The organism is Gammaproteobacteria bacterium (assembly GCA_040183005.1).
Classification (GTDB): domain Bacteria; phylum Pseudomonadota; class Gammaproteobacteria.
The window spans coordinates 611617-630234 of the sequence record JAMPIW010000007.1 but is presented as its reverse complement, the minus strand read 5'-3'; the positions used below and the strand labels follow the sequence as shown (position 1 = coordinate 630234).

At 52.1% G+C, this 18618-nt stretch carries 19 protein-coding genes and 1 pseudogene; 2 read left to right on the top strand and 18 right to left on the bottom strand.

The window, feature by feature from the left end; genetic code table 11:
• Positions 1-29: 29 nt before the first annotated feature.
• The 11 genes from M3A44_08850 to M3A44_08800 all read right to left on the bottom strand — a co-directional run bounded on the left by M3A44_08850 (position 30) and on the right by M3A44_08800 (position 13148).
• A complete protein-coding gene (locus tag M3A44_08850; GenBank protein MEQ6341744.1) occupies positions 30-962 on the bottom strand; it encodes a glycosyltransferase family 2 protein in 933 nt (310 codons plus the stop codon).
• Between the two features lie 45 nt (positions 963-1007).
• Complete coding sequence (locus tag M3A44_08845; GenBank protein ID MEQ6341743.1) at positions 1008-1895, bottom strand: glycosyltransferase family 2 protein; 888 nt, start codon at positions 1893-1895, stop codon at positions 1008-1010.
• A 195-nt stretch (positions 1896-2090) separates the two neighbouring features.
• On the bottom strand, positions 2091-3071 hold the full coding sequence (locus M3A44_08840; GenBank protein MEQ6341742.1) for a hypothetical protein: 981 nt from the start codon (positions 3069-3071) through the stop codon (positions 2091-2093).
• A complete protein-coding gene (locus M3A44_08835; protein MEQ6341741.1) occupies positions 3068-3286 on the bottom strand; it encodes a glycosyltransferase in 219 nt (72 codons plus the stop codon). Before M3A44_08835 ends, M3A44_08840 begins: the two co-directional genes overlap by 4 nt.
• A gap of 604 nt (positions 3287-3890) precedes the next feature.
• Entirely contained in the window at positions 3891-4676 is a 786-nt protein-coding gene (locus M3A44_08830) for a polysaccharide deacetylase family protein (protein MEQ6341740.1), read from the bottom strand.
• Positions 4673-5638: a glycosyltransferase gene (locus M3A44_08825; protein ID MEQ6341739.1), complete on the bottom strand. Its 966-nt coding sequence runs from the start codon at positions 5636-5638 to the stop codon at positions 4673-4675. The genes M3A44_08830 and M3A44_08825 overlap by 4 nt, the downstream gene beginning before the upstream one ends.
• Positions 5639-5645: 7 nt before the next feature.
• Positions 5646-7496: an asparagine synthase (glutamine-hydrolyzing) gene (gene asnB / locus M3A44_08820; protein ID MEQ6341738.1), complete on the bottom strand. Its 1851-nt coding sequence runs from the start codon at positions 7494-7496 to the stop codon at positions 5646-5648.
• On the bottom strand, positions 7496-8656 hold the full coding sequence (locus tag M3A44_08815; protein ID MEQ6341737.1) for a glycosyltransferase family 4 protein: 1161 nt from the start codon (positions 8654-8656) through the stop codon (positions 7496-7498). Before M3A44_08815 ends, asnB begins: the two co-directional genes overlap by 1 nt.
• A gap of 40 nt (positions 8657-8696) precedes the next feature.
• Positions 8697-10376, bottom strand: a complete 1680-nt coding sequence (locus M3A44_08810; protein ID MEQ6341736.1) for a hypothetical protein — start codon at positions 10374-10376, stop codon at positions 8697-8699.
• Between the two features lie 62 nt (positions 10377-10438).
• Positions 10439-11374: a hypothetical protein gene (locus M3A44_08805; GenBank protein ID MEQ6341735.1), complete on the bottom strand. Its 936-nt coding sequence runs from the start codon at positions 11372-11374 to the stop codon at positions 10439-10441.
• Between the two features lie 586 nt (positions 11375-11960).
• Complete coding sequence (locus M3A44_08800) at positions 11961-13148, bottom strand: glycosyltransferase family 4 protein (GenBank protein MEQ6341734.1); 1188 nt, start codon at positions 13146-13148, stop codon at positions 11961-11963.
• Between the two features lie 149 nt (positions 13149-13297).
• Here M3A44_08800 and M3A44_08795 point away from each other — a divergent pair, with 149 nt between their 5' ends.
• The gene (locus M3A44_08795; protein ID MEQ6341733.1) at positions 13298-13453 is read left to right on the top strand and encodes a hypothetical protein; all 156 of its coding nucleotides are present in this window, start codon (positions 13298-13300) and stop codon (positions 13451-13453) included.
• Between the two features lie 157 nt (positions 13454-13610).
• On the opposite strand, the gene M3A44_08790 is transcribed toward M3A44_08795, so the two are convergent.
• From M3A44_08790 to M3A44_08760, 7 genes are all read right to left on the bottom strand, one after another.
• Positions 13611-14627: an FkbM family methyltransferase gene (locus M3A44_08790; protein ID MEQ6341732.1), complete on the bottom strand. Its 1017-nt coding sequence runs from the start codon at positions 14625-14627 to the stop codon at positions 13611-13613.
• A 44-nt stretch (positions 14628-14671) separates the two neighbouring features.
• The gene (locus M3A44_08785; protein ID MEQ6341731.1) at positions 14672-15913 is read right to left on the bottom strand and encodes an ABC transporter ATP-binding protein; all 1242 of its coding nucleotides are present in this window, start codon (positions 15911-15913) and stop codon (positions 14672-14674) included.
• 64 nt (positions 15914-15977) lie between these two features.
• Positions 15978-16283, bottom strand: coding sequence for a type II toxin-antitoxin system RelE/ParE family toxin (locus tag M3A44_08780; protein MEQ6341730.1), 306 nt, complete (start codon positions 16281-16283; stop codon positions 15978-15980).
• On the bottom strand, positions 16280-16513 hold the full coding sequence (locus tag M3A44_08775) for an addiction module protein (protein ID MEQ6341729.1): 234 nt from the start codon (positions 16511-16513) through the stop codon (positions 16280-16282). Before M3A44_08775 ends, M3A44_08780 begins: the two co-directional genes overlap by 4 nt.
• Before the next feature lie 174 nt (positions 16514-16687).
• On the bottom strand, positions 16688-16891 hold the full coding sequence (locus tag M3A44_08770) for a type II toxin-antitoxin system HicA family toxin (GenBank protein ID MEQ6341728.1): 204 nt from the start codon (positions 16889-16891) through the stop codon (positions 16688-16690).
• A complete protein-coding gene (locus M3A44_08765) occupies positions 16884-17090 on the bottom strand; it encodes a type II toxin-antitoxin system HicB family antitoxin (protein MEQ6341727.1) in 207 nt (68 codons plus the stop codon). Before M3A44_08765 ends, M3A44_08770 begins: the two co-directional genes overlap by 8 nt.
• A gap of 112 nt (positions 17091-17202) precedes the next feature.
• A complete protein-coding gene (locus M3A44_08760) occupies positions 17203-18021 on the bottom strand; it encodes an ABC transporter permease (protein ID MEQ6341726.1) in 819 nt (272 codons plus the stop codon).
• Positions 18022-18322: 301 nt separating this feature from the next.
• On the opposite strand from M3A44_08760, the pseudogene M3A44_08755 reads away from it, so the two are divergent.
• Positions 18323-18601: pseudogene (locus M3A44_08755) on the top strand (rubrerythrin family protein).
• The last annotated feature ends 17 nt before the right edge of the window (positions 18602-18618 follow it).

Here is an 18618-nt window from a genome sequence, read left to right as displayed (position 1 = left end):
TGTGTCATGAAGAAGTGATCAAAACGATCTTAGTCGAGCGCACGACCGTGCTTGCGGAGCACTTTTAGCCACTCATTAATCAATTTACCCTCGGTGCGCATATCCCACTGATACCCCGTACGACGGAACGGATAGACATTGTTCTCGATTGCCCAGATTAGGTCGGTCAGATATCGAATGTAATTCTCGTCGTGCCGCCATGGATGGATTGCCCAGTACGTATAAGCGGCGAGGTTCCAACGTTCGAAACCCTTCTCTTTGAATGTATGGGTCAGGCTATTTTCAAGTGGCTCACCTGGTTTTGCCTGTATCAGTGGCAGGCAAGCGCGGAACTTTGCCATGTCCATCAGGAAGTACCGCGTTGAAGTAAAGTCGGCCCGTCTCCACTGGGTTTTCAATGTAGGTTCAAATGAACGGCCAGTTAACTTCTCAAGCCAGTTCTTTGCTTGGGGCGGCCCACCCCGCGGGGTTGTGACGATCACACGGGACTCCCGCTGAAATAATTCAATCGCATCAGTGATCCATGATCCGTTGACGGAGCGATAGAATAGCATGTCGGAATCAGTATGAAGCACATAATCACCTTTGCAGCGGTCCAACGCATAGAGATATTGGTAGATTGGCGCGCCCGAAAAGTCTTTGAGGTCGATCTGCTCACTCCCGAAGTACTTGTACAAGATTCGAGTTTGCTCCACTTCGTTCCAGGGAATCACGTCCACGCGATCGATAACATTGTCGTCGAGCAGCCGCTGCAGGATTTGCTCAATTTCACCTTGGGCGCCCTGAATACGGTGGGTGTACTTGCCTTCCTGCTTGCCGGGGTCATAGGCGACCAATCTTTCGTCAAACGGAAAATTGAGCGCTGGCATCATATGCCGTAGAGTTGGCTCCAGGAAGGGAGCATCGGAATTGCAAACATTCACCGTGAAGCTGACTTTACTCTGGGATAGCCTACCGGACATGGAGTCCTCCATTTATTATCTTTGCGCACTCAGCGAAAAACGGTACTAAACGATATCATGTTTTTCCTGTTGGCGTGTTTTCCACAGCCCGTGGAGCATGCCGAGAAAATGAAACACCACGATCTCGCGATTGAAGGCCTCGTCTCGGGGTTGTGTGAAGTAGCCCCAAAGCATGCGCACGATGGCGCGCAGGAATTGAGGAAAGACATACAGCGGTATGCCAAACAGCCGGCGGTCGCCCGTGACTCCACTGCTTTGCGCGATGTTGCGGCTTGTTTGAAAGCGCCAGCGCCGGAAATATCGCTTGGTCAGGCGAAATGCTTCGACCTTATGGTGAACTCGTGACGCCCCGAGGAAAACCGCTTTCAGATTTTCTGCCAGAATGCGTTCGAACATCTCACCATCTTCGCCGCTGGCAAGCACCTTCCCCTTGCGGCCACGATTTGTATCGAACAGGCCAGCACGATCAAATACTGCGCGCCTTATTGCCATATTGGCACCGAAGGGTGCCTGGCTTGCCTCGGTGATCGGGTAATCGTCGGTACGGTCAGTGCGAATTGCCAGAAAACCGTAGAACCGCTCAGTCAGCCATTCAGGTGGCTGCGTTTCCCAGATTGGCGCGATGTATCCCCCGCACGCAGCGGCCTGATATTTTTCCAACCCCTGCAGCGTCGTTTCAAGCCAGTCCGGTTCGGGCAGTACGTCATCGTCGGTAAATAATAGTACTTTGCCTTGGGCACTGGCAATGCCACGGTTGCGTGCATGGGAGAGTCCTTGCTGGCTTTCAAACTCGTAGTGCAGGGCAGACCAGTCTTTAATGAATTCTGTGACTACCTGCCGCGTATGATCACTGGAGTTGTTGTCCACGACAATGACCTCCCACGTGCGATCAGGCGCAGTCTGTTGCGACTTTAGCGCACGAAGCGTATCCATGAGGGATTCGGCTCGATTATAGGTGCAAACTATGACACTGGCTTCCATGGGCGATCAATCAGATTCTTTGTCTAACGCTAGCCGTGGGTGGCCCGGCATAGAGAACAAACATAGCTGCAGCAGCGCGATCCACCTATGCCGGGGGCGTGAATACCGGCTTGTTCGGAAAAATGTCGTACCAGCGGCCATATCAGTTTAGCGAAGCACTTTTTGCAGTCTTTTTATGTTCTTGAAAAAAAGGATTTTTATGGCGAAATGCGTTGCAATGACATCTTGGTCGGTGTAGTTAAACGAGTATGTGTCTGGCAATGGCATGCTTCCTCCCTTGCTCTTCACTAAATAGTTGTAGGCTGCTTGCTCAAATGTTGCGTACATACCCATCCGTTCTTTGTTGGTTCCAATCCAGTTCTCGATGATTTCCAGCTTGAAGGCGCGCTTGTCTAGGCACAGTAGTCCTGCATTGGCATCGGTAGGAATTGGTGTTTTTCGCTCAAAATCGATGATCTCGTTCCGCGTGTTTCTCAGAGGTACGTATTGTTCGACACTGTATAAACTATTACTGTCCTTTGGGTCTTCCGCCCAGTCGATGATCTCGCGAGGCTCTTTAAAAAAGAGTACATCAGCATCCAGGACAAGGGTCTTAATGGTATTTGATAGAAGATTGAAATCAAAAAGCCGGATGGAAAAAATGAGCATGTTGTAATTTATTCCTCGATGATCGGAGGTCTCCTTAGAGGAGAATCGGTATTCGTAACAGTTCGGCAAATTTATTATTTGTTCTTTGATCAAGGCATCTGCAACAGCCTTTCGCACAACCTTGGCATTAATCAGATGTTTTTTTAAAGTTTCAACATCGTCATCAGTAAGGCTTCCATCATCATGTAGGACTACCGTATACTTCTTGCCAGAATAATGGAGAAAGCTCTTCACAGACCACAAGCACATTCCAACATGTTTGTGTCCTAACAAGGTGTGTAGTTCGAAGTGAGGGCAATCTTCTCCGGTGAGGAAAGGTCGGGTAGATAAGACTTTATGGTCATAGAGCAGGCGAAGCGCTTGCAGATGGAGCCTGGCAATCCACTGACTTACACGCCACGGTAACCGTCTTTCCCATATTAAATTGGCGGCTAATGCCAACAGTTCTTTAATGCTGGGCGATATCTTGTTTGTATTCATAATAAAAGTAGCCTTGTTTTACGTTCCGTTTCTGTCCCCATAGCACCCTTCAGGACCAGCTTGGTGATGCGAGAGGCCTGGTTAGCCAGAGAAACCATGGGGTTGCGCCTCTCTAGCGCGCCATACACGACATCGTAGCCCTCCTCCAGCTTGGTCAGCAGTCTGAGAATCTCCTCTGGTGGGTTCTGTAGGTCATCGTCCAGAGTCACGATCACCCCGCCTCGAGCGGCACGGATGCCGCATGGCAGAGCATTGTGCTGGCCATAGTTATGGGCAAGTGGGGGATCCAGTCGGGCCAGTTCATCGATAACATCTCAGCCTCCGTCTTCCACCAACAGCAATTCGAAGTCCGGCCCGATAGTTTCAAGTGCTTGTTATGCCCGAGAGAATGCTTGGCCGCTGCAGGAGAGCTTGTATGTGAGCCGCTCTCGCTTGTGCAGGGCGCTTTGAGCACGGTGGTTAGATACTTCTTAATAGTACAGTCTTTTATATTCGCATATTTGTCTGCGCCACATTGCAAATGCAATGGTGACAAGAATAAAAACCACAACTCATAAAAAAATTTTATGAATCCCCGAATAGGCCGTTCTATGAAATAGTACGATGTAGACGTTACAAGTAACAGCAGTATAGCCAAAAGCGGATATCGAATGTAGTAGATGCCAAAAATCTCATGCTCAAAACCAAATAAATCCAGAAGGAGAAGATATAATTTTGGGATGAAAGGGTGAAAAATGTAGAGCCCAAAGCTGATCGGTGCGCATCTAATCTGACACGGGTTCGTGGCGTGTTGGTTGATATGGGTGCAGATGGACAGCTTCATCCCAATCCCAGTCGGCTCCGCAATTGTTTGAGGTAATACCCAGCCCAGGCCGTGAGGTGGCCGTCGTTGCTGCCGAGGATGATTTTTCTCAGCAGCATGGCCGATGTATCTGTGCCGAAGATATCCAGGCGACGGATGCGAAAAGCGTCCACGTCGGTTCGATTGAAGCCGGGCTGCACCGAAAAGGCCGCCTCAAAACCTGCCGCTTTTACAGCGGTCGCTTCCCGCTCGCCGAAACGGCCATAGGGGTATGCGAAATAGCGGCATGGGATACCAAGAGCGCCCAGTTCGGCCTTGCAGCCCGCGGTTTCATCGGTAAGCTCCGCGTCATTCAAGGTGGTCAGATCCCGGTGGTGGCGGGAGTGGCCGTGAAAGCTGACCCCCCCTTGTGCCATCTCTTCGATTTCAGCCCGATTCAACAGGGGGTAGGTGCGCCCTCCAGGGTTTTCGTTTTTCGACCACGCATCGTCCTGCCCGATCAAATGGCTCACCAGAAACATGGCTGCAGGCCAGTGGTATTGACGCAAGACCGGCCAAGCATGTTCATACACACCTTTGTAACCGTCATCGAAACTAATCAGGAAGGCCTTTTCTGGTAAGTCTTTCAGGCCCTGCCGCCATGCTATGAAGCCATCGGCAGAAATAGCCTGCCAGCCAGAGTGCGCCAGAGCACGCATGTGTTCGGCAAAGCGTTGTGGGCTGATGCAATACCTGCGTTCCCAGTCGCTGTGCACATCACCCACGCGGTGGTACATGAGCACAGGAATCCGCTCGGCGTTCATGTGCGCTTCTCTTTCGGCTGGTCAGCCGTACTGACCAGCCACTGGTAAAGTGTGCTGGGGAGCAGGGCGGGGATGAGATATTTCAGGTCGCCTGCTTTCCACAAGCCCTGCATGAAGGCATGCCGAAACAGTTTTTGCGCGTCAAACAGATTGCGTTGCCAGTAGGCGCGATAAGCTTCACGCAGCAAGAAACCATCGGACAGTTCGCGTACTTTGCTTTCTGACAAATGCGAGACGCGTTCAGGATGTTGAGCCACAAAATCGCGCCGCACCTGCAGGGCATTGAGCACTTGTTTCCATTTTGTTTTGGAAATTTGCCCTTTGTCATGCCAGCGGTAAAAGGCCATCACTTCCGGCACCCGCACGATTTTCTGGGTGTGTGCATAGAGTCGCAGCCATAGATCATAATCCATGGCCGAAAAACACCGCTCTGAAAATCCGTTGACAGCATTGATAGCTTCCCGCCGCACCAGCGCCGCGTGGATGGGCCAGGGGCATGAACGCAAAAACTCCGCCGCCATATCCATCTGGCTATAATCCGGCGGGATGTAGGGTTCCGTTCCGGGTGCGCCAATACCTACGTTTTGCCAGCCGCAGTAGGCGATGTCGGCCTTATGTATGTCGAGTGTGGTTGCGAGTTTTTCAAGTGCATCTGGTGCCCAATAATCGTCAGCATCGAGAAACGCAACATACCCGCCGCGTGCGTGTTGCAGTCCAAGATTGCGTGCCGGATACGGGCCTCTGTGGTTTTGAAACAGCAGACTCAGTCGCTGCGAATGGTGCGCGGCCAGCCGTTGCAGGATATCCAGACTGCCGTCAGTGGAGCCGTCATCCACGACAATCAGTTCGACATCGGCATAGGTCTGGTTCATCACGGAATTCACCGCCTCCTCGACAAACGTGGAGGTGTTGTAGCAGGGCATGATGACACTGATGCGGGTAGGGACGAAGTGTTTGCTCATGATGCGATTATCTCAGGACCGCGCATATTTCGGGGGTACGGTGTAGCAAAGTGTACGCCCAGCGGCGGTTGTCGTGGATACGGGGCTGTTTCAGCAGGGGCACCTGCTTCCATGCGGAAAGCTCGGGATGGTGGCGCAGCCAGCGCCAAGTAGGTACGACGAAACCTGTCTTGGGGCGATGCACGACCCGCTCCGGTAGGGGGCGGGACAGTGTCTGCGGGAGCAGTGACTTGCTTTTGCCTAGCCGTCCGCTGGCGGCCAGGCCGATGACGGCTTCGGTTAGGACGCTGTCGACCAGTGGTACGCGGATTTCCAGCGAATGCGCCATGCTTACCCAGTCGGAATCGCGCAGCAATTGGTTGCGCATATAACGCACGGATTCCAGGCAGGCGACCTGCTGGAAGCTATTGAGATGCTCCAGCGATTCTTGATGCGCAGCATCTTCTGTTGCCAGCGCTTTCATCCCGGCGGTGATGAAGTCGCGATCCAGTATGGCGGAGAGTTCCCAGGGCATGAACACGCCTTTGGCCAAATGATAGGCGCCTTCCGGTGTCTTGCCGTATTGAGGAATGCCTGCGTTGTTGGCCGGCCATTTGAACCAGACGCCCAATCGGGTATGCAGCCTGCGGTATAGCGGTGCGCAGTGGCTCCAGGGGGAGTGCCGTGCCTGCGCCATGATATCAGGCACTTGCCGAAAGCTGGAGTATCCCCCCAGCAGCTCATCGCCGCCCAAGCCGGACAGTGCCACTTTCAGTCCGGCTTGTCTGGCTGCATGGCTGATCAGCCAGGTGTTGATGCCGTCCACCGTGGGCTGATCCATGGCGGCGAAAAAGCGATTGAGTTCCCGATCCAATTCACCCGCTGCGAGGACGATACAATGGTGCGTGACATCGAGATGGCGGGCAATGTCCGCCGCCATCGGGCACTCGTCATTAGGAGTGTTCTGAAAATCGTCGAAGCTCAGGGTCAAGGTCTGCAGCGGTGCGCGTGTGGCTTCGCGCGCCAATCCCACCAGGGTAGAAGAATCCAGCCCGGCGGAGAGAAAGGCGCCCACGGGCACATCGGCGAGCAGATGGGCTTGTACGCTGTCGAGCAATTGCGCGCGCAGGTAATCCCGTTCTTCACCTCGGGGAATAGCATCTGCCTGAAGGGCTGCGCGTTGCATGAGAGAAGACAGGTGCCAGTAACGCTTGGGGCGGGTCACGCCCGTTTGCGCGACCTGAAGCGTACTGCCTGCGGGCAGCAGGCGGATGCCCTTGTGCAGCGTGAAAGGCTCGGGCACGGAGCCCCACAACAGAAAACCTACCATGCCGCCGGGGTCGGGAGTGAGATCGACATTCCCACCTGCCTTGAGTGCAGCGACCTGCGAAGCGAAGCGGAAGGTATGGCCGTCATCAGCATAGTAAAGCGGTTTGATGCCGTGAGGGTCGCGGGCGAGAAACAGACTGCGGGTGTGGGCATCCCACAGCGCAAACGCGAACATGCCGCGCAGTTTTTCTACCATGGCCGCGCCGTCGCGGCGGTAAAGATGCAGCAGTACCTCGGTGTCGGAATGCGAGCGGAAAATCACGCCATCTTTTTCGAGCGTGGCACGCAACGCCGGGTAGTTGTAGATTTCACCATTGAAGGTGACGGCGAAACGGCCATCTGCGCTGTGCATCGGCTGTGCGCCTGCTTTGGTCAAGTCGATGATGGCAAGCCGCCGGTGTGCCAACCCCAGTTTCCTGTCATCGGACAACCAGAGTCCCGCTCCGTCCGGCCCGCGCGCCGTCATGTTGTCGCGGGTTCGCAACAGCGCTTCCCGGTCTACCGGGGGCGCGTCAGATGAATAGGCGTAATGCCCAGCGATGCCGCACATTAGGGCAACCTATCCTGATAGAACGCAGCGACCCGCTCGGCTATATGTACCCAGCGATAGGGTTCAGGTCGAGCGCGGATGGCATCGGCATCGAAGCAGTCACGGCCTTCGAAGTATCGCACCAGGGCGGCTTCGATACCGTCGGCATCGGGCGTGTCCACATAAATGCCGTTTTCGCCATCCACCACATAGTCGCGCATGCCGCCGTCACGTGAGGTGAGCACGGGCACGCCGCAGGCGTTGGCTTCGAGAAAAACGATGCCGAAACCTTCAAAATTCTTTGCCTCGGAATATGAAACCAGAATGAACAGGCCTGTGTCGTGATAGAGGTCGAGCAGTTCCGCGTCGGTCTTGCGTCCGACGAGGGCGACGTGGCCGGTCAGCCCCAAATCGCGGATCATGTTTTCCAACTCAGCTTTGTAGCCGCCAGTGACCGTGCCGCTGACAATCTCATAGTGAAAATCGTAGCGGTCTTTCAGGCGCCCCAGCGCAGTGATGACGTTATGCACGTTTTTGATACGGTCGCCTTCATCAAGCCGTGTCACGGTGAGTAGGTGGGCACGAGAATGGCGACCGGAACGCGGGGCAAAGAAACGTTCGGACACGCCCGGCGGAATGACCGAAGACTTGCTCGCTACGCCAAGATAGCGTTCACCGAAACGGTCACGTGTGAAGCTGCTGACCGTGACGATACCGGCGAGTTTGTCCACAGCTTGCTGGTAAACATTACGATTGTAGATGTTTTCCATACGGTTGATTGCGGTGTCTACCGCAGATTTGACGCGATTCGGCAATCGCCACAGCAGATGGCGCGCCAGGGTATCGCGACCGGGCAGGCGCATCCGCAACTGGAAACTGAAGCCGTCATCGCCATGTACCGTTGCAAACACGTTGCGCCGATGCAGCGCCAGCGGCGCATGGTAGAAAAACAGCGAGTGCCACACGTCCATATCATGCTGAAGCAACACCGGGATATCATGCTCCAGCTTTCGGGTGAGGATGGGATGCAAGCGGTACGCCGGGTCTTCCAGCGCACCCGGAATGGAAAACACATGCACCTCATGGCCAAGACCGCCCAGTGCGCGCGCCAGCTCATAACAATACAGATTGGCGCCGCCGATTTCCGGCATAAAATAGGGGGCGATAAGGCCGATTTTCATGGGTGTTGTCGTCAATATTACGCGCGCAGTATAGCAACTTTCAGGTTGTTGAAACTGGGCGATGTGCGAGCACGGCTTCAGCGTTGCCACCCAATGAAGAGGGCGGCAGGCCCATGTTCATGGCCTCTAGATCGGCGCAGGCTTCCGCATACCAGTTATGGTATTCGCCATGGTTGGGGAATTCCCTGCACAAATGCCATAAAGCTTCAGCCCAGAAGCCCAGCGCATAGCGTTCGTATTTCAACTCTTTCCAGCGTCCACGCACGCCGCTGGTCTGCGCGAATTGCGCGGCCGCGCTGATGACCACATCGAATCCGGTACCGCCGAAGCGCCGCCGGGCGCGCACCAGATCCATGAGATTGACGGTGTGATAGTGAAACGCCCAACTACACAGCCCCAGGTGACGATCAATATATCCCCCCGGCATGACCAGGCGCGGAAAGCAGTTCTTGATGCGGTACAGATTCGGAATGAACACCTGCCAGCCGATGCGTTTCCACAGGCGCTGCCACAACGGCAGGCGCATGGCCTGTGTGGCGGGCAAGAGTGTTAGATTGATGGAGGAAAAAAGTAGTCGATAAAGCCATTCGGCGGATCTCAGTGCCAATACTGCATGCGCGCTTTTCACGCCGGAATCGACCAATGTGACATATTTTTCATCACCAGTCATTTGCCGGTAGCGATCCAGTGCGACCAGGATATCCAGATGGGTGTTGAGTACCAGCATGTTCTGAGGCGACTTGCCCAGCGCCTTTCCCGGCAGCCACTTGAAGGGTGCCAAATTCATGCTGGCTTCGGTCAATTCCAGTTCGTCATGATAGAACCATGCACCCACATCTGTTGAGTCGCGTTTGTCCGAAATAAAGCGCATGCCACGTGCCAGCGCAGTTCGTGCCATCGGGTCGTCAGTTTCGCTCAACGCATCCATCATTAAATGCATGGCCGAACAGTGCAGGCGGTAGTGGGATTCCATGCCCTCCGTCCACTCACCGTGCCGGAAACCGCCGTCTTCACTTTGACGTGACAACACCGACAGCAGCAACTGGGTTTTTAACAGTCCATAAATGCGTTTGCCTGTAGTGCGTTCCAGGCCACTAAAAATCAGGCGCAACGCGTGTGCATCGTTTTCCGAACAAATGCGGCGTTTGTGTGGCCACGCATAGCGGTCTTCATACACCCAGCCGTGAATCAGGTGGCGATACAGGTCGGCAGGTTTGTTATAACGGGTGTGCGAACCGAGTAGGAAATAACCCTGGATTTCGATGGGCGCGAGCGTTTGCAGCTCGTCGACCAGGCGGGTGTCGTCGAGTCGCCAAATTACTGCATCAAGAGTCCAGCCCTCGGGGATTATGGCGAACGCAATTGTAACACCGCTCGAATCCAAAGTGAAATCGTCCCATTCGGCGCTACGTTCTTCCAGAATATGGCCTTGCCCGCTGATACGCCGCAGCGTCGCCGGTGCGGGTAGCCAGTAACCCGATGCAGCGAAATCATGGCTGCGTAGCAGCCAGCCACCGGCAGTACAGCGTTGCAGGGCGTAATTACCCTCCAGCCGCAAACGGAGGGCGGCATGGGCACGCAAAAACACACAGTATGCACCCTCGAACGCATCCCCTACCTGCCGCATGTCGCTGGAGTGAACGTGGCAGCGCTGCCCGTGAACTAGGCACAGCTGCGGGTCATCCCCTGCAAAGAATGTGTTAATATCGAATTCGGTCATGGTTTGGTTATGGTTCGTTTTTTTGGTTGAACACTACGTGCTACGCGCTTATGTGCCATCCCCTAGGTGCGGGAAGCCCCAGTATTGTAGTACTCGAACGTCTGCGCGTTGAGAAGCTTCTGGATGTGTTCACCGCGACGCATCGAAGTAAATTTCAGCAGCGTCTCGCGTTTTCCATCGAAAGTTGGCGAGATATAACGTGGATGTGTCGGGTCGCGCGTGTCGTTTGCCGTGCCATGAGCCGGCCAGTGTTGCGAGAATAGCGAAAGCTTTTCGCAAACATAGCGGTTAAAAGGATGTATTGGTTCCCGAACTCGCTGGCGCAATATGTTCTGCTCCCCAAATCGAGCCATGAAGGCGCGGTAAAGAGCTTGCTCGAGATCAAGTCTAGGAATTGGTTCCAGTGTCAGGAAGCATTCCAGCATCTCGGGGGTCGCGCGTATTACAAAGAACTGCGTTGCAAGACTGTCCCTGCACGTCAAGCGGTAGGGGTAGCCAAACTTACGTACGACACCTGCAAACCAAAGATGTAGTCGCGCTGTTACCCTCGGCTGCTTCAGATACTTGAATGCAAGAGGATCCTCGTCCCAGGCGGACGTGCAGATCATTAATTCTTTCTTTTGGTCCATTTTGGCGATGATGTCGTGGATGACCCGCTCATCCATAATCCATGTATCACCCTCTAGGTGTACAAGATATTCTGGGGAAAGTTTCTCCGCTGCAGTCGCCAGTGATCGCTTCAATAGGTTCAACGCGCCATGCTGCAAAGTCTCTATCGCTGAAACCTGTGATTGTGGCAACGACGGCTGTTCGCAGGGAATCAATACATCCTCAAGATATTTCTGGTAGTTACTGCTTGAGCATGCATGCACGATGGGGAATGGACTGGTGTAGTTGAGCTTGATGATTTCTTGATTTATGCGTGCGCAGTCGATGCGATTGAAGGTCGTCATGCATACGACGGCTTTATGGCTTTTCTCTTGTGTCGTTGGATTCATAATGCCTGCATTTAAATATGATTACCGGCTCAGCACTTCGAGCAAATATAAGTTTTAAGTAATGAACACTCTTGAAGACGGCTCAAAGACGGCATTCCTATACATTATGGACGGGAATAGGATCAGACATCTTGTTTATGCTCATGAAAGTTCTTTATTCTCTTAGTAAATATAGCTAGCGAACTTTCTTCCCGTACCCTCGGTACTATACGTTCGGTGCCGTCTGTTGAGCCATCGCAACTATGATTATCCTGTGCGGCGTGAGGGTTTGCGCAAGTGAGCTTTCAATAGCCTCCGCAATATACTTTTGCCCATTGAATGTCGGCAGAACAACACTAAAGGATCGATTCATAGTAATTCTCCAGTCGAGACAAGTGGCGCGAACACCTCGTCAACATTATAAATCTTTTGCCTTCCGATGAAGCAAGTCATCATTCAATACCCCAACAACAACTATCGACTCTCGGTAGCCAGTGAAGTGTACTGCGCTCCATTAAATACATCTTTCCACTCAGTGTCACCGCATCAACCCACACGCAACTAAATCAGTTTCTTACAACGAATGGGGACGGGTGAAGCGTAACATCTAGATGCGCCATGCTATGTGGTGTCGCCATATTTCTGCAGCGGTCAACCTCATGCTCGTTAAAATCTCTAATTTTCTAACAGGTAGTTTCAATATTTCCTGAAAGTATGATTCAACTTTGCGCTCCAAAGCCTCTGGGGTGAACCGGTCTTGGATAAGTGCATGCCCCGCTCGACGCATCGTCCGATACAGCTCATTGTCCCGTGCCAAGCGTACGACTCCCTCTGCGAAAGCCTCCGGATCATCCTCCACGATCGCATGCTTCCCGGGCACTAAGTTGAAACCCTCCGCACCCACAGGCGTGGTGACCACGGGCAGACCATACGCCATCGCCTCGCCGACCTTACCCTTAATGCCACCTCCCCATCGCAAGGGCGCTACCGAGATATCCGCCTTGAGGAGCAAGGGAGATATGTCTGAAACACGCCCAAGCACCTGAAAATCCGGTCCGTTCAACTGCTGGATCTCATTGGGCGGATGCTCACCAATCACCATCATCTTGGCCAACGGAAGGTGGGCTTTTACATGCGGCCAGATGTCATGTGTGAAATAAAGCACTGCATCAATATTAGGCGCGTGACTGAAGCCTCCAACGAAGATCAGCTGCGGTGGATCGCCACAGTCTTTATCGATCAAAGGGGGTACAGTGTGAATGTTCGGAATCAGCCCGGCGTGAACGTACGGGTTCTCTATCTTTAGCGCCTCAACGTCCTCTGGCGTTACCAAAACGACTGAATCCGCACGTTTGTACGTTGTGAGCTCTTCGCGTTTGATCTTGGCCGCTTGTAAAAAACTCTCGGCAGATCCGTCTATTTTGGCTTTTGTAAGGAAGCGCCGAAAGTGCAGATCCACAGAATCAATAACAATCCTCGCAGTTTGCTGATGGTAGCGCACTGCATCCAGATGTCTAAATGCCGCATCGTAAAACTCAAAAACCACCATGTCGAAACGATCATTACGGACGAGGTTTAGAAAATCTTCCCGTACTATGCAGCCCATATTCTCGAGCTCTAATAAGCTATTGCCCACCTCCATATCACCAGCCTGCCCACGCTCAATCCACACGGGTAGAGTGCAGAAAGTAACGTCTGCGAAAGAAGCAATCATCTTAATTAGCGCAGAAAACCGCACATCACCTGATGCCCGCGTGATAAGCGGCGGTTGATCCGCATAAATTAAAACTCGCATCTATTGTCTCCACGAGAAAAACGGGAAAAGAAAATGAAAGAAAAGAAACCAAAGCCAAATATCGCGCAACACTGGACAGATTTTCGCGTGACTGAGGTGGAGAAAGATTCCGTGCCTGAAGTCGGCAATGTCAGCGTTGAGGCGCTTGAGTGCGCGTAGGAGGCCAACTCACCCAGCGTGATGCTGGTCTGCCCAAGTCGCGCGCTGGCATCATTGCGGGGCTGGGTCGCGCCATCCGCATTCAGGGCGCAGAAACGCACATCGTGCTTGCGCGCCAGAAGCGAGAGCGGCGTGAAAAAACGTAGATCGCCGGAGGCTTGATCTGGTTGAGGAGAAGAACTAGCAAGCACAAGTAATCTGCTCATGACATTATCCAGAAAGTGTAGCCAGATTTGAAACCAGCAAATGAAGTCGGATCCCCATGACCGGAACGACAATATTGTTTCAAATTCAACAGGGTCACTAGATGTCAGGGCAAATATTCGGTTGCCTTGACAATACGACGTCTACATAGTTGTCAGGACTCTGACTCTTAGCCAAGCTGTAAAGTATCTCCGTAACTTTCTCTATGGGTAGAAACTGCCCTATGTATGCAGCGCCGGCGACTGTCGTGCTGTCAAACGATAAAATCATCCCGTAAGGCCAACCCTCAATTTCCTTTATGAAGTCGGCTACATCGGCCCCCATTCTCCCCAAATGGTAAGGTGAAAATTCAACGACCAATAGGTCCACTGATTTGAGCGTTTCTCTCGCTCCGCGCAAGACAGTTACTTCGGCGCCCTGGGTGTCGATCTTAAGAAAGATCGGCCGTATGAGTTCTCGTGAATCTAGGGTCATGTCTAGTGGTATTGCTTGCACATTTACTACATGGCGCTCTGTTTCATTAAATGAAGGTGTAACTGACGCCATCTGTCCTGGAATGCGTAGTCTGTGGTCACCCCAATTATTTTCTGACAGCTCAAAATCAAGGACCCCCTGCGTATCGTGTAGCGCAACATTGAATATAGTTATCCTATCGGCAACTTTATTTCTTTCTATATTCCGCTTTAGAAGTTGAAAATTGACAGGGTCTGGCTCAAACGCGAAGCATTGGATACCGTGTCTAATTGCGGCAGGAATCGCTGTTAGGCCAATATTGGCGCCTATATCTAAGAATGTTCCCTTCCCATGAATGAAGAAGCGATCAATTAGTTCGCTTTGAAAAGAGGACGACCAAGATCCGGTTTGTGCGTAGGTATAAAAGATTACCCGGTCTTTTGGACTACCCTCAATAATTCCTTGGTCCCCCGCCAAGACCAAGGAAGCCGCATTGGTCCTATTCGCGGCAGCGCCAAAAATGAGATCGATGAGTTGATGTTTGGGCAAGTTCATATACAAATCGCTCATCGAGAATGAGTCTCGAACGACTTTAGCCCTGCCCGCAGGAGTGAGGTGTTTGCAGATAATTTTTGCGATAGCCGCTGCTAATGATTTTCCCATTGTACCTGCTCGTTTAGTTCAGTATTCGACAAGTAATTCGCGCATCAAGATAATGCATTTTTGATCGTGTCTGCGCGGAAATGCCATCGGCCAGGCATGTAGAACAAAGCCTGCGAGTGCTGCCTGCTAATCGCGTAGTCGTCCGATTCAACACGAAATGTTGCAACATTTTCTGCGTGGTAGGTGACCTTGCCAGCCGGCGTACCTAGCCAAACTAGCACTGAATAGACGCCGGGGATGAGCGTTATTTTTTGAAGCTCAAGTTCGACGGTATGACGACCGGGCTCAAAGTCTCGGGTTTGATAAGCAGTATTATTATTCGTCAGATACACGAAATCAGTTGTATGTATTCCGATGTAGATAGCAATGTCCTGAATATGTGAATTCGCAGTGAAAGCAATACGTATTGTGGCGGGCTCCCCGAATACAAGCATATCCCCGGGTTCACTCGACGCACTCTGAAATTCAACTCTGAGGCTTGATATTTCGTCGCTGCTCTGTATTTCTCTCGATTCGGAAGCTGATTTATTCTGCTGAATGATAGCATTCATAGAATTTACAAATTCGTTGCATACATCTTTTGGCAATCCATCGTGTGTAACTCGACCGTGTTCGAGCGAGATGACCCGCGAACAAATACGCTCAACTTGTCGGATGTTGTGGGAAACCAACAAAACTGTTTTTCCTTGTCCTTTAATGAGATTTTCCATCCGATCAAAGCACTTCCGCTGAAACGCTAGATCACCCACGGCTAGCACTTCATCCACAATCAGAATGTCAGATTCCACGCTGGTAGCAATCGCGAACCCCAGCCGCACTGACATGCCGGAACTATAACGCTTGATCGGGGTGTCAATGAATTCTTCCAACTCTGCGAAGGCGACGATTTCATCGAATTTTCTCCTGATTTCGGCCTTGGGTATGCCCAAAATTGCGCCATTGAGGAAGACATTCTCGCGCCCAGTGAGGTCACCTATTAGTCCCGCGCCGACTTCGATCAGCGGCGCCACTTTGCCATGTACTTTAACGCTCCCTCGGGTGGGTACGCTGATTTGCGCCAGCATCTTCAACAACGTGCTCTTACCCGCGCCGTTATGGCCGATGATACCGAGCACTTCGCCTGCATCAACTTTAAAGTCCACATCGTCCAGTGCCTTGAACAACGGGCGTTCGGGCAAGGGTTGCCCGCGCAGTTTTGCGGCAGTACGCTGTATAGTATGCTTCAGGCTTTGCAGTTGCCCGAGGCGGTATTCTTTGGTGACGTGATTGACTTCTATGATGGGCATAAGTGTAGTTGTTAGCGTATAGGGCTTAGTTTAAAGGGCATAGTGGGTGGCGTATAGTGGTCATTTAATTTGCTGGATTTGCGATACGTTCGCGCCAATATCCTGGTTCGCGGTGACGGTGCATGAGCGAGATGATCAGTATGTAATCGGTTTCAATCGAGTAAAGCACTGCATAAGGAAAGACGCGGGTAAGGCATCGGCGAATATCCTCTTCAAGCACCGGCCAACGGTCAGGCGCTTCAATAATCTGCTGGATGACATGTTCCACCGCCGCAATGAACCGAAGTTCCAGGCCATTCTGACACCCTGCGTAATGGCGAGCGGCAGCTTCATACTCGACCAGTGCCTCCGGGTGAAACTCGAATCTCATCGCGTGACTGACTTCCGAATGCGATCCAGCGCTTCCTGACCCGGAATGGTTTTAACCCGGCCAGTCCTGACGTCATCACGGCGAGTGCGCGCTTCAGCAACCCAAAGCTGCCGTATATAGCCGTCCTCCAAGGGATCAAGGCTTTCAACAAGGCGATCAGCAAGCAAAGCCCGTGCTTCGCTAGGGAGGGAAAGCGCTTCCTCGGTGATTTGTTCAATTGTGAGGCTCATCTTCAGGGCTCCTAGCGGTTAGTGAAGTAGCGTGGGTGATCAGACACCAATTCTCGGTTTTCGTGGCTAAAGCCGCTCCTATGGCGATGTCGTCCAGGGCCGTGTGCTTGAGACTGGTGAGTTGCCCCAGCTTGTATTCTTTTGTGACGTGATTGACTTCAATGATGGCCATGGCTATTTAAAATCGTTTTTGCTAAGACCAGATTGCCTGAGAATGGAGGCAAAGGTACCTAACGGTATTTCCCTTTTGAGATCAGGAACAATGACGATTCTCTCGCCTTTCCGGAATTTCTTATGGCTGCCCTTTTGAGAAATAAAGATGAAACCATGTCGCAGGAGGATGTCAATAATTGCTTTCGATGAATACAGCTCAGCCATTGACGGCATATTCTCCGAGCAAGGCTTCTTCTATAGGATGATATTCAGCATCCCCTTCTTCAAAATAGAGTTCAATCGCTTCTCTTAGATTCCGAATCGCTTCGTCAATAGTTTCGCCGAAGCTCGATACATCAACGTTCAAACACTGCGAGACGTAATACTTATCTTGCCTGTAAACGACAAACTTAAGGTTTTTCATGGCTCACTCCATCCAGAAAAGGAACAACGGACTTTCCTGTGGGGACGGTCTGGTTGATGCGTCATTATTATTTTACAGATAAACTTCATGATTTTAATGTGTTATAGAACTTTCAAACCACATCCGCAAAATAGGATTCCGCGCGCTTGAAAACGATGTAGCTGATAGGTAGCAGGATGGCTATCAGGATCATTCCCGGCAGCATGGCAGCAAAGTCGGGGGGTTGGTCATAGAGCAATACCCGCTGAAAGGCGTCGATGACGCCGGCTATGGGATTAAGGGTATACAGTGTGTAGAGCATGTTTGACCATTCTCCGGCAGCCTGATTGGTCAGGAGTTTTTCCTTGACCAGGGTCAAGGGATAGATGACCGGCGAGGCGTACATGAGCAGGGAGAGCAGGATCGGCAAAGCCGTGGCGACATCGCGGTAATAGACGTTCATCGCTGCCCCAATGAGGGCGATGCTCAGTGATGCCAGGACTGTATACAGGATGATCAGGGGCAGCCAAAGTGCGTAAATACTGGGCATCATTCCGTAATAAACCATTAAGCCAGCTAGAATGCCAAAGTTGATGCCGAGTTCCACCAGTTTGGTCATGACGCTAGTGAGGGGAAAAATCTCACGGGGAAAATAAATTTTGCGGATCAGGTTGGCGTTGGATACCACACTGCCGACGCCTTCTGCGGTGGCTTCCTGGAAGAATATCCAGGGAATGAGTGCCGCGAAGGTGAGAATAGGGTAGGGGATGTCACCGCTGTCGATGCCTACAAAACTTTTGACAAGGGTAAAGATGAGCATCAGCGTAACGGGTTTAAACACCGCCCAAGCAATCCCTATATAGGCTTGCTTGTAGCGTAAGGTGATGTTTTTCCACGCAAGCACCATCAGCAATTCGTGGTAGGCAATGATGTTTTTGGCGGCTTGAATCATAATTTTCAGGGGGCAGGCTTTCCGTATAATTCGTTGATTTTACCACACACGGGGACTTTTCATCGTGTAAGCCAGGAAGGAAGTAATGCGTAGGATATTCCCGTCCGATTAACTGTTTGTTTGAGTGCGATTAGCTCAGGTCTAGTTCTATCGGCCGTTCTCGGCTGTCTCTGAAGTCAAGTTGATACGGAGGCAGAAACCTTATACTTCAAATGAAACGCTTAGACAAAGTCTAGGCGCTGGCGTGAATGAAACGATCCTCAGACAGTTGATGTGGACGAACATTTGTAAGGAGATAGCCATGAACCTGAAAGGCAGCAAAACCGAAGAGAATCTGAAGGCCGCCTTCTTGGGCGAATCCCAGGCCAATCGCCGTTACCTGTATTTCGCCGCTAAGGCCGATGTGGAAAGCTACAATGATGTGTCCGCAGTGTTTCGTTCCACTGCGGAAGGTGAGACAGGGCATGCGCATGGCCACCTGGAATGCCTGGAGGTCAGCGGTGATCCGGCTACCGGCCTGCCCATAGGCGCTACCGCCGACAACCTGAAGGCGGCAATTGAATACACCGATATGTACCCCAGCCAAGCATTTTGACG

Coding starts and splice junctions, on each gene's coding strand:
- M3A44_08840 (MEQ6341742.1), bottom strand. CDS start 3,071: ATGAATACAAACAAGATATCGCCCAGCATTAAAGAACTGTTGGCATTA.
- M3A44_08825 (MEQ6341739.1), bottom strand. CDS start 5,638: ATGAGCAAACACTTCGTCCCTACCCGCATCAGTGTCATCATGCCCTGC.
- M3A44_08760 (MEQ6341726.1), bottom strand. CDS start 18,021: ATGATTCAAGCCGCCAAAAACATCATTGCCTACCACGAATTGCTGATG.
- asnB (MEQ6341738.1), bottom strand. CDS start 7,496: ATGTGCGGCATCGCTGGGCATTACGCCTATTCATCTGACGCGCCCCCG.
- M3A44_08800 (MEQ6341734.1), bottom strand. CDS start 13,148: ATGCGAGTTTTAATTTATGCGGATCAACCGCCGCTTATCACGCGGGCA.
- M3A44_08785 (MEQ6341731.1), bottom strand. CDS start 15,913: ATGCCCATCATAGAAGTCAATCACGTCACCAAAGAATACCGCCTCGGG.
- M3A44_08780 (MEQ6341730.1), bottom strand. CDS start 16,283: ATGAGATTCGAGTTTCACCCGGAGGCACTGGTCGAGTATGAAGCTGCC.
- M3A44_08830 (MEQ6341740.1), bottom strand. CDS start 4,676: ATGAACGCCGAGCGGATTCCTGTGCTCATGTACCACCGCGTGGGTGAT.
- M3A44_08770 (MEQ6341728.1), bottom strand. CDS start 16,891: ATGGCTGAGCTGTATTCATCGAAAGCAATTATTGACATCCTCCTGCGA.
- M3A44_08765 (MEQ6341727.1), bottom strand. CDS start 17,090: ATGAAAAACCTTAAGTTTGTCGTTTACAGGCAAGATAAGTATTACGTC.
- M3A44_08845 (MEQ6341743.1), bottom strand. CDS start 1,895: ATGGATACGCTTCGTGCGCTAAAGTCGCAACAGACTGCGCCTGATCGC.
- M3A44_08850 (MEQ6341744.1), bottom strand. CDS start 962: ATGTCCGGTAGGCTATCCCAGAGTAAAGTCAGCTTCACGGTGAATGTT.
- M3A44_08815 (MEQ6341737.1), bottom strand. CDS start 8,656: ATGAAAATCGGCCTTATCGCCCCCTATTTTATGCCGGAAATCGGCGGC.
- M3A44_08805 (MEQ6341735.1), bottom strand. CDS start 11,374: ATGAATCCAACGACACAAGAGAAAAGCCATAAAGCCGTCGTATGCATG.
- M3A44_08810 (MEQ6341736.1), bottom strand. CDS start 10,376: ATGACCGAATTCGATATTAACACATTCTTTGCAGGGGATGACCCGCAG.
- M3A44_08790 (MEQ6341732.1), bottom strand. CDS start 14,627: ATGGGAAAATCATTAGCAGCGGCTATCGCAAAAATTATCTGCAAACAC.
- M3A44_08775 (MEQ6341729.1), bottom strand. CDS start 16,513: ATGAGCCTCACAATTGAACAAATCACCGAGGAAGCGCTTTCCCTCCCT.